Here is a 13496-nt window from a genome sequence, read left to right on the forward strand (position 1 = left end):
GCCCGCTCTGCAGCGGAAACCATGGGCCGGTAATATCTGATTTACACTTTCGCCCGTTCCCCTAAAGGAGCGCTGATGAACGACAAGCCCGCGCAGAAACAAGGCTGGTTCCAGCGCCTCACGTCTGGCCTGACCCGGTCTTCCCAGGCGATGACCGAGCAGGTCACCGGGGTCTTCACCAAGAAGCCCCTGGACCAGGAACAGCTGGACGCCCTGGAAGAGATGCTGATCGAGGCTGACCTGGGACCCCAGATCGCCGCGCGCATCACCGACGCCTTCGGCAAGGCGCGGTTTGGCAAGTCGTCGACCGAAACCGAAGTCAAGGAAGCCCTGGCCGAGCTGGTCGCCGCCGAGCTGGCCGACCGCGAGGGCCGTTTCGATCCGCTGGGCGGGCCGCGTCCCTATGTGGTGCTGTTCATCGGCGTCAATGGCTCGGGCAAGACCACCACGCTTGGCAAGATCGCCGCCGACCTGACCGAGAAGGGCGCCCGCGTTCTGATCGCCGCCGGCGACACCTTCCGCGCCGCCGCCGTCGAGCAGCTGAAGGTCTGGGCCGACCGGGCCGGGGCCGACTTCATGTCCAAGCCCACCGGCTCCGACGCCGCCGCCCTGGCCTATGAGGCCGTCGAACGGGCCAAGGCCGAGCACTATGACGTGGTGCTGATCGACACCGCCGGCCGCCTGCAGAACAAGCAGGGCCTGATGGACGAGCTGCTCAAGGTGATCCGGGTCGTCAAGAAGGTTGATCCCGACTATCCGCACGAAACCCTGCTGGTGCTGGACGCCACGGTCGGCCGCAACGCCCTGGCCCAGGAAAAGATCTTCGGCAACCAGGTCGGCGTCTCCGGGATTGTCATGACCAAGCTGGACGGCACCGCGCGCGGCGGGGTGCTGGTGCCGGTGGCCCAGGCCAGCGACAGCCCGATCAAGCTGATCGGCGTGGGCGAGGGAGTCGAGGATCTGCAACCCTTCGACGCCCGCGCCTTTTCGCGCTCGCTGGTCGGGCTGGAGGACTAGGCCATGGACGAACAGCAGACCCAGAAGAAGCGCGCCGCCTGGGTGCGCACCGCCGTCGACTATGGCGCGCCGATCGCCTTCGCCATCGCCTATTTCACCACCAAGGACTTCCAGACCGCCACCTGGGTGCTGGTCGCCGCCTCGGGCGTGGCCCTGGTCGTGGGCTATGCGGTCGAGCGCCGCGTGGCCCTGTTGCCGCTGTTTTCCGGCGTCATGGCCCTGATCTTCGGTGCCCTGGGGCTGATCTTCCACAGCGACGTGTTCGTGAAGATCAAGGTCACCGTCGTCAACGGGGCCCTGGCGGGCTTCATGATCGGCGGCGCCCTGATGAACCGCGCGCCGCTGAAGGCCCTGATGGGCGAGGCCATGCAACTGCCCGACGCGGCCTGGCGCACCCTGACCCTGCGCTACGGCGCCTATTTCGCCTCGGCCGCCATACTGAACGAAATCGTCCGCCTGACCCAGGACACGGAGAACTGGGTGAAGTTCCGGGTCGCTCTGCTGCCGCTGGCGATCATCTTCTCCCTGACCCAGGTGCCGTTCATGATGAAGCACATGGCCAAGGGCGACGAGCCGGCCCCGCCCGAGCCGCCGGACGCAGGCTTCTAGGCGCCGGCTTCCAGGCGCCGACCCGCCGGTTTTCCGCGCACCGGAGCGCAGGCCGTGGCGGCTTGCGCCGCCCACGGAGTATTGTCGTTAAATCGACGTGTAACGATGATAGTCTCTGTCCGACGGCTGAAAAGACGAAGGCGAGCCCATGTCCAAGACGAAGGTCGAGAAGAGCGGCGGTTTGCTGGAGCGATCGCCCAGCCATCTGTTGCACAGGGTGCTGCAGCTGGCGCTCGACATCTACGCCGAGGAATGTGGCGCGGCCGGCGTCACTCAGCGCCAGTTCGCCGTGCTGTCGGCTGTGGCCCAGAACGAGGGTGTCACCCAGACGGCCCTGGTCAAGGCCACCGGCATCGACCGCTCGACCCTGGCCGACATGGTCGCCCGGATGATCGCCAAGGGCCATCTGGAACGTCAGCGCTCTGATCAGGACGCCCGCGCCAACAGCGTGCGCCTGTCGCCCTCGGGTCGGGCCATGCTGGAAGAGGTCGCGCCGATGGTCACCATGGCCGACGCGCGGATCCTGGCCCTGCTGAAGCCCGGCAAGCGCGAGGGCTTCCTGGACCTGCTGGCCGACATGGCCGGCGCGGATCTGCATCCGGCGGTCGACAGCGAGCCGGCCAAGCTCAAAAAGGCCAAGGCCAAGGCCGAGAAGCCGAAAAAAGACAAGAAGCCCAAGAAGGACAAGGCCGCCAAGAAGGCCGCCTGAGGGTTTTCTAGACCACGATATTGAGCAGAGAGCCTGGGCGCAGAAGCTTCTGCGGCTGAGCGTCCGGCTGAACGAACGGCCGGGCCGGCGCCTGGCGCTGCGGCTGGGCCTGGGCTTGAGCCTGCATCTGCACCGAGGCGGCGGCCTGGGCCGGGCGCGTGGGCGCAGTGTCGCCCAGCGCTGCCTGGAAGAAGGCCGAACGCGTCGCCGCGCCGCCCGACGCGGGCGTCGAGGCGGGTCTGGCGGGGGCCGAAGGCCAGCCGGCGGGACGGACGGTGCTCATGACTCGAAGTCTAACATGGTTAACTGAAAGTCTGCGAGCATGGTCAACGTCGGGTTAACGCCAAAGCGCCGCGACGTGTCAGCGCACCTTCAACCGGCCTATTTTGCCTTGGCCAGCAGGTCCTCGGCCGCATCCGGCGTCAGGGGGCCGGTGTGCTTGGCCAGGATCATGCCGTCGGAGCCGACCAGATAGGTCTCGGGCACGCCGGTGACGCCGAACTCAAGGCCTGCGGCGCCGCTGCGATCCACCAGCCGAGCGGCGAAGGGGTCGCCCAGGCGGGTCAGGAAGGCCTGGGTGTTGGGCGGGGCGTCCTTGTAGGCGACGCCGATGATCTTCACGCCCTGGGCGTTCAGCGCCATCAGCTGCGGATGCTCGATCTCGCAGGGCGCGCACCACGAGGCGAAGAAATTGACCAGCACCGGGCCGCCCTGGGTGACATCCTTGAGGGCGGTCGGCTGCCCGCTGGACAGCTCTGGCAGGGTCAGGGCCGGCATCGGCTTGCCGACCATGGCGTGGGGCGAGACCTTGGGGTCGCGCTTGAGGGCGTAGCCGGCGAACAGCAGCGCCAGGGCCGCCAGTACGATCAGCGGCGTGAAGGCCAGCCAGCGCTTCACGCCTGCGCCGCCCTGGCCGCTTCGTCCTGCAGGCGCTCCAGCTCGACTTTCCAGCGGCGGGCCTGAGCCAGGCTGTCGAGGATCATCCAGGCGAAGGCGACGGCCGTGATCCCGAAGGCCGGCCAGACATAGATCGCGTATTTTCCGGCGTCGAAATCCATCTCAGGTCTCCGCGATCCGCAGCGCCAGGGCGCGGGCCTTGCGCCGCCAGACCAGGGCGCGGATCCGCACCAGCCACAGCGACCCGAAGGCCGACAGATAGGCCAGGGTCATCAGGGCCCAGGGCCACAGATAGACGGCCGGCAGCCGGTCTTCAGGCTGGGCGAACAGGGTCGAGGACCCCTGGTGCAGGGTGTTCCACCAGTCGACCGAGAACTTGACCACCGGCAGGTTGATCAGCCCCACCAGGGCCAGGATGGCGGCGGCGCGGGCGGCCTTCTGCTCGTCCTCCAGCGCGCCGCGCAGGGCCAGGTAGCCCAGATAGAACAGGAACAGCACCAGCACCGAGGTCATGCGGGCGTCCCACTGCCACCAGGTCCCCCACATCGGCTTGCCCCACAGCGAGCCGGTGACCAGGGCCAGGGCGGTGAACACCGCGCCCAGCGGCGCGCAGGCGCGAGCGGCGGCGTCGGCCAGGGCGTGGCGGAAGATCAGGGCCAGCAGGCTGGAAACGCCCAGGAACAGATAGACCATCATGCTCATGATGGCGGCGGGCACGTGGATGAACATCATCCGCACCGTGTCGCCCTGCTGGTAGTCCTCGGGGACCGTGAAGGTCAGATACAGGCCAATGACCGCCAGCACGGCGGCGATGGCCCCGAACATCGGCGCGGCCCACCGCGAGAAGGCCATGAACCGCTCGGGGTTGGTCAGGAAATCAAACGGGTGTCGGGCGTCCATGGATTGCTGATTAGAGCTCCCGATGAACGCCCGCAATTAGTATCGACCCTTATCAGCCGGCCTTGTGCTTCATGATGGTCTTGCGTCCTTCCCGGTGCTCCCCCTTCGGCGCACCGTCGTGGCGGATGTCGAGGTGTTTGACGATCATGCGCGGGCCGCCGCCGTGCGGGCCCAGGGCGTCGAAGGCCTTTTGCTGGCTGGGCGACAGGGCCGCATAGAAGGCCTTGGTCGCCGAGGCGCGCTTCTGGAAGGTCTCGGCCATTTTCGTCATGTGGGCGGCCTGCCGGTCGAGGCGCTCGGGCGTGGTCAAAGGCTTGTCGTCGCCCTCGTCCTTGCTGTCCCACTTCATGGCGTCAGCCATCTTCTGCGGCGCGGTGGCCTCGACATAGGCCTTCAGGGCGCCGTCCTGGTCGGGGCGCAGCTGCAGCACGTCGCGCAGGTGCTTGGCATGGGCTTCCGGATCGGCGGGCTTGCCGTGATGCCTCATCGCCATGTCGTGGCCGCCCATCATCATGGCGTCCAGGGGCGGCAGCGGCGGCAAGGGCGGCAAGGGCGGCAGCGCGGGGGGTGGCGGAGGCGGAGGCGGCGGCATCTGGGCCATGGCGGCCCCCGCAGCGGCGGTGATGGCGAGAACGGCGCTGGCGGCCAGGGCCAGGCGGCGCGTGGACTTCTGCATGATGGTTTCTCCCTCGGAACCAGATCTGGCGAGAGCTTGGCCATCGGCTTGTGGCGCGAAAATGTCAGTTTGAATGAACAATATTACAGGTTTGACGCCAGCCCATTTGATCCGCTCTCCCCGGCGAAGGCCGGGGCCCAGATCGAACCCAGAGAGGTTGGTGGTCCTGACTCCGACCGCGGGCGCACCCTCCCCAGACGCTCAGGCTGAATCTGGGCCCCGGCCTTCGCCGGGGAGAGCGGATTGTAGGAAACTCAGTCCAGCGCGTTCCTGCACGCCGCCGCCATGGCCAGGGGGCTTAAGGCCACCGCCGCCGTGCAATAGGCCAGCATCAGAAACAGGCCGCCCGTCCACGGCAGGCCGCCGGCCAGGGCGTCGAGCGCTCCGGCCCCGAAGATCACGGGCGGCACATAGAGCGGCAGCACGATCACCGCCACCAGCAGGCCGCCGCGCCGGCTGCCCAGGGCCAGGCTGGCGCCCAGGCCGCCCAGGAAGGCGAAGGCCAAGCCGCCGAACAGGCCGCACAGCACCAGAAGCGGAATGATCTTGGGATCGGCGCCCAGGGCCAGGGCCGCGACGGGCGCCGCCAGGGCCAGGGGCGCGCCCGAGGCCAGCCACTGGGCCAGGCACTTGGCGACGGCCACCGCTTCCAGCGAAGCCGGACCCAGGCTCAGGAGGTCCAGCGCCCCGTCCTCGAAATCGCGTTCGAACAGGCGCTCCAGCGACAGCAGGGCCGACAGGGCCAGGGCCAGCCAGGCGATCCCCGGAGCGATGGCGGCCAGTTTTTCCGGCGCGCGGCCGGTGGCCATCGGCAGCAGGGTGACCACGCCGGCATAGAAGGCCAGGGCCAGCAGCGGTCCGCCGCCCTTGCCCCAGGCCAGGGCCAGTTCGCGGCGCAGCAGGATTAGGAAGGCGGTCATGCGCCCACCTCGACCACGCGCGCGGCCACCGGCAGGGGATCGTGCACGGCGGCCAGGATCATGCCGCCGCCGACCAGATGCTCGGCCATCAGGGCCCCGAAGGTCAGGCGGTGGGTGGAGTCCAGCGGCGCCATCGGCTCGTCCAGCAGCCACAGGGTGCGCGGACTGGCGACCAGCCGGGCCAGGGCCAGGCGGCGACGCTGGCCGGCCGACAGGCGGCGAACCTCCAGATCCAGCAGCCGCACCAGATCAAACCGCTCTGCCGCCTGGCGGGCCGTGGCCGGCGAGCCGCCGCACCACAGGGTCTGGAACCGCAGCTCCTCCCAGGCGGTGCGGGTGGATTTCAGGCCGTCCTGGTGGCCGACCATGTGCAGATGCTCGGCGCGGGCGGTCTCCGGCTCGTGGTCCTCGAAGACGATCTGGCCGGCTTCCGGCCGCAGCAGGCCGGCCACGGCGCGCAGCAGGCTGGTCTTGCCGGCCCCGTTGCGACCGGTCAATTCCACGGCTTCGCCCGCGTCAATCTGCAGATTGAAGCCCGAAAACAGTCGTCGTTCGCCGCGAGACACGGCCAAATCTTTAATGAGAACAGTTCTCAACATGCCAAGACCTTGTCCCGCGCATGGACGTTGAACATTAGCAGCGCTAAGAAGCCCTCGGCCGTCCCCCTCCAGCTTGTCAGGGGACGCGGCGCGGGGATGGACGCTGTGGGTCCGCCTCGATCGCGCGATCCCGGGAGTGGTTTTCGGGCGGCCGTGGACAGAGAAGGGATCTCCCGAATGGCGTCTGTTGACAGCCTTAAAGCCCGCCGCGAACTGATCGTCGGTGGCAAGACCTACGTCTATTACAGCCTTCGCGCCGCTGAGGAAGCCGGTCTGACCGGTGTTTCTTCCTTGCCGGTCTCGATGAAGGTGCTTCTCGAGAACCTGCTGCGCAACGAAGACGGCGTGTCCGTCGACGAACCCGACCTGAAGGCCGTGGCCGCATGGCTGCAGAACAAGGGCGCCGTCGAGCACGAAATCAGCTTCCGTCCCGCCCGCGTGCTGATGCAGGACTTCACCGGCGTTCCCGCCGTGGTCGACCTGGCCGCCATGCGCGACGCCATGGTCGCCCTCGGCGCCGATCCGGCCAAGATCAACCCGCTCAACCCCGTCGACCTGGTCATTGACCACTCGGTGATGGTCGACAATTTCGGCGACGCCAAGGCTTACGACGCCAACGTCGCCCGCGAATATGAGCGCAATATCGAGCGCTATCGCTTCCTGCGTTGGGGCTCGTCGGCCTTCAACAACTTCCGCGTCGTGCCCCCCGGCACCGGCATCTGTCACCAGGTGAACCTGGAATATCTGGCCCAGACCGTCTGGACCAATGAGGTCGAAGGCGAAAACTTCGCCTATCCCGACACCGTCGTCGGCACCGACAGCCACACCACCATGGTCAACGGCCTGTCGGTCCTGGGCTGGGGCGTGGGCGGCATCGAGGCTGAAGCCGCGATGCTGGGCCAGCCGATCCCGATGCTGATCCCCGAAGTCGTCGGCTTCAAGCTGACCGGCGCCATGCCGGAAGGCGCGACGGCCACCGACCTGGTGCTGACCGTCACCCAGATGCTGCGCAAGAAGGGCGTGGTCGGCAAGTTCGTCGAATTCTACGGCGACGCCCTGGCCAACCTGACCCTGGAAGACCAGGCGACCATCGCCAACATGGCTCCGGAATATGGCGCCACCTGCGGCTTCTTCCCGATCTCGGCGGCGACCATCGCCTATCTGAAGGGCACCGGCCGCGAGGCCGCCCGCGTCGCCCTGGTGGAGGCCTATGCCAAGGAACAGGGTCTGTGGTGGGAGCCGGGCACGCCCGAGCCGACCTTCACCGACACCCTGGAACTGGACCTGTCGGTCGTCCTGCCGTCGCTGGCCGGCCCCAAGCGCCCGCAAGACCGGGTTCTGCTGACCGACGCCGCGTCCAAGTTCGCCGAGTCGCTGGCCGGTGAATTCGGCAAGGCCGAAAACCCCGAGCTGCGCGCCCCGGTCGAAGGCGAGAACTTCGACGTCGGTCACGGCGACGTGGTCATCGCGGCCATCACCTCGTGCACCAACACCTCCAACCCCTCGGTGCTGATCGCCGCCGGCCTGCTGGCCAAGAACGCGGTCGCCAAGGGTCTGAAGGTCAAGCCGTGGGTGAAGACCTCGCTGGCCCCCGGCTCGCAGGTGGTCACCGACTATCTGCTCAAGGCCGGCCTGACCAAGCACCTCGACGCCCTGGGCTTCAACCTGGTGGGTTATGGCTGCACCACCTGCATCGGCAATTCGGGCCCGCTGCCGGAAGCCATCAGCAAGACCATTGCCGACCACGACCTGGTCGCCTGTAGCGTGCTCTCGGGCAACCGCAACTTCGAAGGCCGGGTGAACCCCGACGTTCGCGCCAACTACCTGGCCTCGCCGCCGCTGGTGGTGGCCTACGCTCTGGCCGGTTCGATGAAGATCGATCTGGCCACCCAGCCGCTGGGCCAGGACAAGAAGGGCAACGACGTCTTCCTGAAGGACATCTGGCCTTCGAACGAAGACATCGCCGTCCTGCAGCGCAAGTCGGTCACCGAAAAGATGTTCGCCAGCCGTTACGGCGACGTCTTCAAGGGCGACAAGAACTGGCAGGGCATCAAGATCACCGGCGGCCAGACCTACGCCTGGGAAGGTGACTCGACCTACGTCCAGAACCCGCCCTACTTCCCCAACATGTCGATGACCCCGACTCCGGTCACCGACATCGTGGAAGCCCGCGTCCTGGCCGTGTTCGGCGACTCGATCACCACCGACCACATCAGCCCGGCCGGTTCGATCAAGACCTCCAGCCCGGCCGGCCAGTACCTGGTCGACAACGGCGTGCAGCCCATCGACTTCAACGGTTACGGCGCGCGTCGCGGCAACCACCAGGTCATGATGCGCGGCACCTTCGCCAATATCCGCATCCGCAACCGCATCACCCCGGACATCGAAGGGGGCGTCACCAAGCACTTCCCGTCGGGCCAGGTGATGTCGATCTACGACGCGGCCATGAAGTACCAGGAAGAGGGTCGCCCCTCGGTGGTCTTCGCCGGCAAGGAATACGGCACCGGCTCGTCGCGTGACTGGGCCGCCAAGGGCACCAAGCTGCTGGGCGTCCGCGCGGTGATCACCGAAAGCTTCGAGCGCATTCACCGCTCGAACCTGGTCGGCATGGGCGTTCTGCCGCTGCAGTTCATCCAGGACGGCTGGCAGAAGCTGGAACTGACCGGCGAGGAGATCGTCTCGATCCGCGGCCTCACCGATCTGGCCCCGCGCAAGCAGCTGATCGTCGAGCTCTATCGCCCGACCGACGGCCGCATCGCCCGCTTCCCGGTCCGTTGCCGCATCGACACCCCGACCGAGCTTGAATATTTCAAGAACGGCGGCGTCCTGAACTACGTGCTGCGCAACCTGGCCAAGGCCGACTAACGCAGCGCCGGCATCAAGGAAACGGCCCGCCGGAGCGATCCGGCGGGCCGTTTTCGTTTGTGGCGCGAACTTTCGCAAAAGAACTTGGCCTTCACGGCCTCGTGAACGGCCTAGACCGGCGATCTTGGCTTAAGTGGCGCGCAATGCGTAAGGCCGCCCTTTCCCTGTTCTGTCTGGCTCTCTCGGGCCTTGCCACCACCTCCGCCTGGGCCGCCAAGGCCCCGGTGGTCCGGCTGCCCGTGGTTGTCGAGCTGTTCACGGCCCAGGGCTGCTCGTCCTGCGGCAAGGCCAACCAGCTGGCCGCCGATCTGGCCCAGCGCGACGACGTTCTGGCCCTGACCTATTCGGTCGACTACTGGGACTATCTGGGCTGGAAGGACACCTTCGCCAAGCCGGTCTTCGCCGAGCGCCAGCGGGCCTATGTCAAGAAATTCGCCCTGCGCGACGTGCCCACGCCCCAGATGGTGGTCGGCGGCCGCGTCCAGGCCTCGGGCGCCAAGGCCGAAGCCGTCGAAGACCTGATCAAGACCGCCGCCAAGGCCCCGTCCAATCCGCCGGACATGGAATTTGTCGGCAAGACCCGCGTCGCGGTCGGCTCGGGCCCCGCCCCGCGCGGCGGCGGCGAGGTGTGGCTGGTGCGGTTTGATCCGCGCGAGCAGGAGATCGCCGTCAAGCGCGGCGACAACAAGGGCCAGACCCTGGTCCACCGCAATGTGGTGCGCGAACTGGTTCGGCTGGGGCCGTGGTCCGGCCGTCCCAAGCTGTACCGCCTGCCGGCGGCCGCAGACGCCGAGCTGCAGACGGTGATCATCGTCCAGGGCGCCAAGGGCGGCCGCATCATCGGCGTGCTCGAAACCGCCGAGCGCTGAGCTAGAGCTTTTCCGTTCTGACTGCGTCAGTCCGGAGCTCTAGTCTTTTGTTTTAACGCATTTTCTGACGTCGAACCGGCGTCCACTTCGTCGGAAAATGCTCTAGACCCCGCACAGCAAAAACCCGCACGACCGAGGGGGCAATCGCGCGGGCTCTTTTGGAGAGGGCTTGTTTGTCAGCAAACCGGTTCGAAACCGGAGAGGGCTGGGGGGGCTGTTCAGGGCCCCGATCCCGAAGCCGGTCGGCTGACCCTTGCTTTATCGGGCCCGAAACAGGCGCGACCACGACCAAACCAAGGTCCTTTCAAGGCGACCGGCCAGGCCTGCGGCCTGGCGTCCAGGCAGCAAAAAGCCCGCGCGGTGGGGGGGAAGGACCGCGCGGACTCATTGGGGGGATGGTTTGCTCTGTCGGCCGACCGGCCCGCGATCGAGGGGGGCTGGGGGGGCTGTTCAGGGTCCAGGACCGCGAGATGTCCGATCAGCCGACACCGATAAACTGGCCGACCAAACAGGCGGCCGAAGGTCGAAAATAAGGTCCTTTCGCGGCGCGTCGTGACCGTCATGTCGCAATTTCCTGAGGCGTGACCGCCACGCCACGCTCGCCAAACCGGGCGGACTGGGGTTAGGATTCGTCCGATGGCGTTGGATCCGCAGTTTCCGTCCGCCCCCTCGCCCGGTGGCGTGACCTTCTTCGAGCGGCGCGAGCTCGATACGCTCATGCGCCTGTATGGCCGCATGGTCGCCGCCGGCGAATGGCGCGACTACGGCATCGCCGGCCTGTCCGACTGCGCGGTGTTCTCGATCTTCCGCCACGCGGCCGAGGCCCCGCTCTATCGCGTCGAGAAGCGCCCGGCCCTGGCCCGCAAGCAGGGCGCCTGGGCGGTGATCGGCCAGGGGGGCATGATCCTCAAGCGCGGCCACGAACTGGCCCAGGTGCTGAAGCTGTTCGAGAAGGGCAAGTTCTCGGTGGTCGACTGAGGGCTAGAACGTAAACGCCAGCTTGGCGCCCACGAACCGGCCGTCATTGTCATAGCCGCGCGCCGTGCCCATGCCGCTAAAGTCGGCGCTGGGCTTGAGGCCGCACAGCACCCCGGCCGAGGCCACGGGGCCGTCGCCCGCGATGCGGCTTTCCACCGAGGTCCTGGCGATCCCTCGGGGCAGTTGCACGGGGGCGTTGGCGTAGCGCACCGGCACAGACAGATCCGGCCTGGAGTTCTGCATCGCCGCGTCCCGCGTCAGCGACATCATCGGGGCCCTGGCCGGGATCGCATAGGGCTTGAGGCCCACCGCCTCGGCGTGAGCGCCGCCGGTGGTGGCGATCAGGATCAGGCCGGCCAGAAGGGTCAAGGCGCGCATCAACAAGTCCTCAGAACTGTCCCCGCCGCCAGCATGGTCCCGACCGCCCGGCCCGTCGAGGCCCGCCCACGAAAAAGCCCCGGCGGTGTCCCGCCGGGGCTTCGTCGTTTCAGACTTCACTCAAGCCTAGTTGCGGTTGCCGAACAGCGACAGCAGGAACTGGAAGAGATTGACGAAGTTGATGTACAGGCTCAGCGCGCCGAAATTGGTGGCCACGCTCTGGGCTGCGGTGTCGCCGCCCAGTTCGTAATAGGTCATCTTCAGGCGCTGGGTGTCATAGGCGATCAGGCCCGAGAAGATCAGCACGCCCAGGACGTTGATCGCGAAGACCAGGGCCGGGCTCTTGAAGAAGATGCTGACGATCGAGGCGATGACCAGGCCGAAGACGCCCATGATCAGGAAGCTGCCGAAACCGGTCAGGTCCTTCTTGGTGCTGTAGCCGAACAGGCTGAGACCGCCGAAGGCCGCCGCCGTGACGAAGAAGGTCGAGGCGACCGACTCGCCGGTGTACCGCAGGAACACCGAGCCCAGCGACGCGCCGATCAGCGAGACGATGGTCCAGTACAGGGCGCCGGCGGTCTGGGGCTTGGGGTTGCGCAGGGCGAAGCCGGCGACCAGAAGCAGGACCAGCGGCGCGAAGGCCACGATCATGTAGATGGGCGTCACGCCGATCAGACGACCGCCCTCGACCACGAACATGAGGTCGCGGACCGCCGGAACGGAAGACGTGATGTAGGCGAGAGCGCCCGACAGGACGAGGCCCAACGCCACTTTGTTGTAGACGCCGAGCATGAAGCTGCGCAGGCCGGCGTCAACCGACATGTCGGCGCGATCCACCGGGATCGAGCGCGCATAGCCGCGGTTGAGGTCGTTCATCGAGGGAAAGCCCTTCTGATTGATCGCGTCCGAAATGGACGCCATACCAATATTGGCATGGGCGGGGCTTCGCGCAAGGGACGGCTGTTGCAGGCCGCGCCGGACCGCGTAATTAGGCCAGAGCAAACAAAAAAGGGCGGACGCGCGAATGGATTATTCGGAACTGGGACGGACCGGCGTGATGGTCTCGCGCTGCTGCCTGGGCACCATGACCTGGGGCTCGCAGAACAGCGAAGAGGAGGCCCACGCCCAGATGGACTACGCGCTCGAGCGCGGGGTCAATTTCTGGGACACGGCCGAGATGTATTCCAGCCCGCCCGATCCCAAGACCCAGGGCAATACCGAGCGCCACATCGGCGCGTGGCTGAAAAAGACCGGCAAGCGCGACCAGATCGTCCTGGCCTCCAAGGTGGCCGGTCGCGGCAGCGCCTTTGGCGGCCTGACCTGGATGCGCGCCGACGGCGCCTCCACCCGGCACACCCGGGCCCAGATCGACGAGGCGGTTGAAAACTCCCTCAAGCGCCTGAACACCGACTATCTGGATCTGTACCAGTTGCACTGGCCCGACCGTCCGGTGCGGGTGTTCGGCGGCCAGACCTTCAAGGACTACGAGCAGGACTACGAGACCTTCGGCGACATCCTCGAGGCCCTCGACGCCCACGTGAAGAAGGGGACGATCCGCGCCATCGGCGTCTCCAACGAGTTCCCGTGGGGCGTGATGCGCTTCCTGGCCGAAAGCGAGAGCAAGGGCCTGCCCCGCATCGCCTCGATCCAGAACGCCTATCACCTGGCCAACCGCACGTTCGAATACGGCCTGGCCGAGATCGCCATGCGCGAAAGTGTTGGTCTTCTCGCCTATTCGCCGCTGGCTCAAGGCGCCCTGACCGGCAAATATCTGGACGGCGCCCTGCCCGAAGGGTCGCGCAAGGCGCTCTATAACCGCATGCAGCGCTATGAGGGCCCGGGCGCCGAAGCCGCCATCCGCGCCTATGTCGACCTGGCCGGCAAGTTCGGCATCGATCCGGCTGCGCTGGCCCTGAAGTTCTGCGACGCGCGCCAGTTCGTGACCTCGACGATCATCGGCGCCACCTCGATGGACCAGCTGAAGGTCGCCATCGACGCCTTCGACCTGACCTGGACCGACGAACTGGAAAAGGCCGTCAACGCCATCCACGCCGCCCAGCCCAACCCCTGCCCCTGACA

At 67.0% G+C, this 13496-nt stretch carries 16 protein-coding genes; 7 read left to right on the plus strand and 9 right to left on the minus strand.

The genetic code is table 11. From position 1 onward, the window contains the following. Positions 1-75 precede the first annotated feature (75 nt). The 3 genes from ftsY to ACW17Z_RS10835 all read left to right on the plus strand — a co-directional run bounded on the left by ftsY (position 76) and on the right by ACW17Z_RS10835 (position 2335). Complete coding sequence (gene ftsY / locus ACW17Z_RS10825) at positions 76-1017, plus strand: signal recognition particle-docking protein FtsY (protein ID WP_492056009.1); 942 nt, start codon at positions 76-78, stop codon at positions 1015-1017. A gap of 3 nt (positions 1018-1020) precedes the next feature. Continuing rightward, positions 1021-1626: an inner membrane-spanning protein YciB gene (locus tag ACW17Z_RS10830; protein ID WP_492056010.1), complete on the plus strand. Its 606-nt coding sequence runs from the start codon at positions 1021-1023 to the stop codon at positions 1624-1626. 148 nt (positions 1627-1774) lie between these two features. Beyond that, on the plus strand, positions 1775-2335 hold the full coding sequence (locus tag ACW17Z_RS10835; protein WP_492056011.1) for a MarR family winged helix-turn-helix transcriptional regulator: 561 nt from the start codon (positions 1775-1777) through the stop codon (positions 2333-2335). 7 nt (positions 2336-2342) lie between these two features. On the opposite strand, the gene ACW17Z_RS10840 is transcribed toward ACW17Z_RS10835, so the two are convergent. The 7 genes from ACW17Z_RS10840 to ccmA all read right to left on the minus strand — a co-directional run bounded on the left by ACW17Z_RS10840 (position 2343) and on the right by ccmA (position 6327). Next, complete coding sequence (locus ACW17Z_RS10840; protein ID WP_492056012.1) at positions 2343-2618, minus strand: hypothetical protein; 276 nt, start codon at positions 2616-2618, stop codon at positions 2343-2345. 98 nt (positions 2619-2716) lie between these two features. Then, entirely contained in the window at positions 2717-3232 is a 516-nt protein-coding gene (locus ACW17Z_RS10845) for a DsbE family thiol:disulfide interchange protein (RefSeq protein WP_492056013.1), read from the minus strand. Beyond that, positions 3229-3393: a heme exporter protein CcmD gene (gene ccmD, locus ACW17Z_RS10850; protein WP_492056014.1), complete on the minus strand. Its 165-nt coding sequence runs from the start codon at positions 3391-3393 to the stop codon at positions 3229-3231. The genes ACW17Z_RS10845 and ccmD overlap by 4 nt, the downstream gene beginning before the upstream one ends. A 1-nt stretch (position 3394) precedes the next feature. After that, a complete protein-coding gene (gene ccmC, locus ACW17Z_RS10855; protein ID WP_419319371.1) occupies positions 3395-4132 on the minus strand; it encodes a heme ABC transporter permease CcmC in 738 nt (245 codons plus the stop codon). A gap of 52 nt (positions 4133-4184) precedes the next feature. After that, positions 4185-4808, minus strand: a complete 624-nt coding sequence (locus ACW17Z_RS10860; protein WP_492056015.1) for a Spy/CpxP family protein refolding chaperone — start codon at positions 4806-4808, stop codon at positions 4185-4187. 254 nt (positions 4809-5062) lie between these two features. Beyond that, entirely contained in the window at positions 5063-5728 is a 666-nt protein-coding gene (gene ccmB, locus ACW17Z_RS10865) for a heme exporter protein CcmB (RefSeq protein ID WP_492056016.1), read from the minus strand. Continuing rightward, on the minus strand, positions 5725-6327 hold the full coding sequence (gene ccmA, locus ACW17Z_RS10870) for a heme ABC exporter ATP-binding protein CcmA (protein WP_492056017.1): 603 nt from the start codon (positions 6325-6327) through the stop codon (positions 5725-5727). Before ccmA ends, ccmB begins: the two co-directional genes overlap by 4 nt. Before the next feature lie 177 nt (positions 6328-6504). Between ccmA and acnA the strand changes: the two genes are divergently transcribed. The 3 genes from acnA (at position 6505) to ACW17Z_RS10885 (ending at position 11039) form a co-directional block, all read left to right on the plus strand. Further along, positions 6505-9192, plus strand: coding sequence for an aconitate hydratase AcnA (acnA, locus tag ACW17Z_RS10875; protein WP_419319367.1), 2688 nt, complete (start codon positions 6505-6507; stop codon positions 9190-9192). A 143-nt stretch (positions 9193-9335) separates the two neighbouring features. Further along, the gene (locus ACW17Z_RS10880) at positions 9336-10061 is read left to right on the plus strand and encodes a DUF1223 domain-containing protein (protein ID WP_492056018.1); all 726 of its coding nucleotides are present in this window, start codon (positions 9336-9338) and stop codon (positions 10059-10061) included. Positions 10062-10697: 636 nt separating this feature from the next. Further along, positions 10698-11039, plus strand: a complete 342-nt coding sequence (locus tag ACW17Z_RS10885) for a DUF2794 domain-containing protein (protein ID WP_419319365.1) — start codon at positions 10698-10700, stop codon at positions 11037-11039. A gap of 3 nt (positions 11040-11042) precedes the next feature. Here the strand turns inward: ACW17Z_RS10885 and ACW17Z_RS10890 are convergent, their stop codons facing one another. Together ACW17Z_RS10890 and ACW17Z_RS10895 are read right to left on the minus strand one after the other, a co-directional pair. After that, positions 11043-11417: a hypothetical protein gene (locus ACW17Z_RS10890; RefSeq protein ID WP_419319364.1), complete on the minus strand. Its 375-nt coding sequence runs from the start codon at positions 11415-11417 to the stop codon at positions 11043-11045. 126 nt (positions 11418-11543) lie between these two features. Further along, positions 11544-12293, minus strand: coding sequence for a Bax inhibitor-1/YccA family protein (locus ACW17Z_RS10895; protein ID WP_419321518.1), 750 nt, complete (start codon positions 12291-12293; stop codon positions 11544-11546). Positions 12294-12441: 148 nt separating this feature from the next. Between ACW17Z_RS10895 and ACW17Z_RS10900 the strand changes: the two genes are divergently transcribed. Further along, a complete protein-coding gene (locus ACW17Z_RS10900) occupies positions 12442-13494 on the plus strand; it encodes an aldo/keto reductase (RefSeq protein WP_492056019.1) in 1053 nt (350 codons plus the stop codon). Positions 13495-13496 lie beyond the last annotated feature (2 nt).

It is taken from the genome of Caulobacter sp. GSs2 (assembly GCF_058680895.1).

Coding starts and splice junctions, on each gene's coding strand:
- ftsY (WP_492056009.1), top strand. CDS start 76: ATGAACGACAAGCCCGCGCAGAAACAAGGCTGGTTCCAGCGCCTCACG.
- ACW17Z_RS10830 (WP_492056010.1), top strand. CDS start 1,021: ATGGACGAACAGCAGACCCAGAAGAAGCGCGCCGCCTGGGTGCGCACC.
- ACW17Z_RS10835 (WP_492056011.1), top strand. CDS start 1,775: ATGTCCAAGACGAAGGTCGAGAAGAGCGGCGGTTTGCTGGAGCGATCG.
- ACW17Z_RS10840 (WP_492056012.1), bottom strand. CDS start 2,618: ATGAGCACCGTCCGTCCCGCCGGCTGGCCTTCGGCCCCCGCCAGACCC.
- ccmD (WP_492056014.1), bottom strand. CDS start 3,393: ATGGATTTCGACGCCGGAAAATACGCGATCTATGTCTGGCCGGCCTTC.
- ccmC (WP_419319371.1), bottom strand. CDS start 4,132: ATGGACGCCCGACACCCGTTTGATTTCCTGACCAACCCCGAGCGGTTC.
- ACW17Z_RS10860 (WP_492056015.1), bottom strand. CDS start 4,808: ATGCAGAAGTCCACGCGCCGCCTGGCCCTGGCCGCCAGCGCCGTTCTC.
- ccmB (WP_492056016.1), bottom strand. CDS start 5,728: ATGACCGCCTTCCTAATCCTGCTGCGCCGCGAACTGGCCCTGGCCTGG.
- ccmA (WP_492056017.1), bottom strand. CDS start 6,327: ATGTTGAGAACTGTTCTCATTAAAGATTTGGCCGTGTCTCGCGGCGAA.
- acnA (WP_419319367.1), top strand. CDS start 6,505: ATGGCGTCTGTTGACAGCCTTAAAGCCCGCCGCGAACTGATCGTCGGT.
- ACW17Z_RS10880 (WP_492056018.1), top strand. CDS start 9,336: ATGCGTAAGGCCGCCCTTTCCCTGTTCTGTCTGGCTCTCTCGGGCCTT.
- ACW17Z_RS10885 (WP_419319365.1), top strand. CDS start 10,698: ATGGCGTTGGATCCGCAGTTTCCGTCCGCCCCCTCGCCCGGTGGCGTG.
- ACW17Z_RS10890 (WP_419319364.1), bottom strand. CDS start 11,417: ATGCGCGCCTTGACCCTTCTGGCCGGCCTGATCCTGATCGCCACCACC.
- ACW17Z_RS10895 (WP_419321518.1), bottom strand. CDS start 12,293: ATGAACGACCTCAACCGCGGCTATGCGCGCTCGATCCCGGTGGATCGC.
- ACW17Z_RS10900 (WP_492056019.1), top strand. CDS start 12,442: ATGGATTATTCGGAACTGGGACGGACCGGCGTGATGGTCTCGCGCTGC.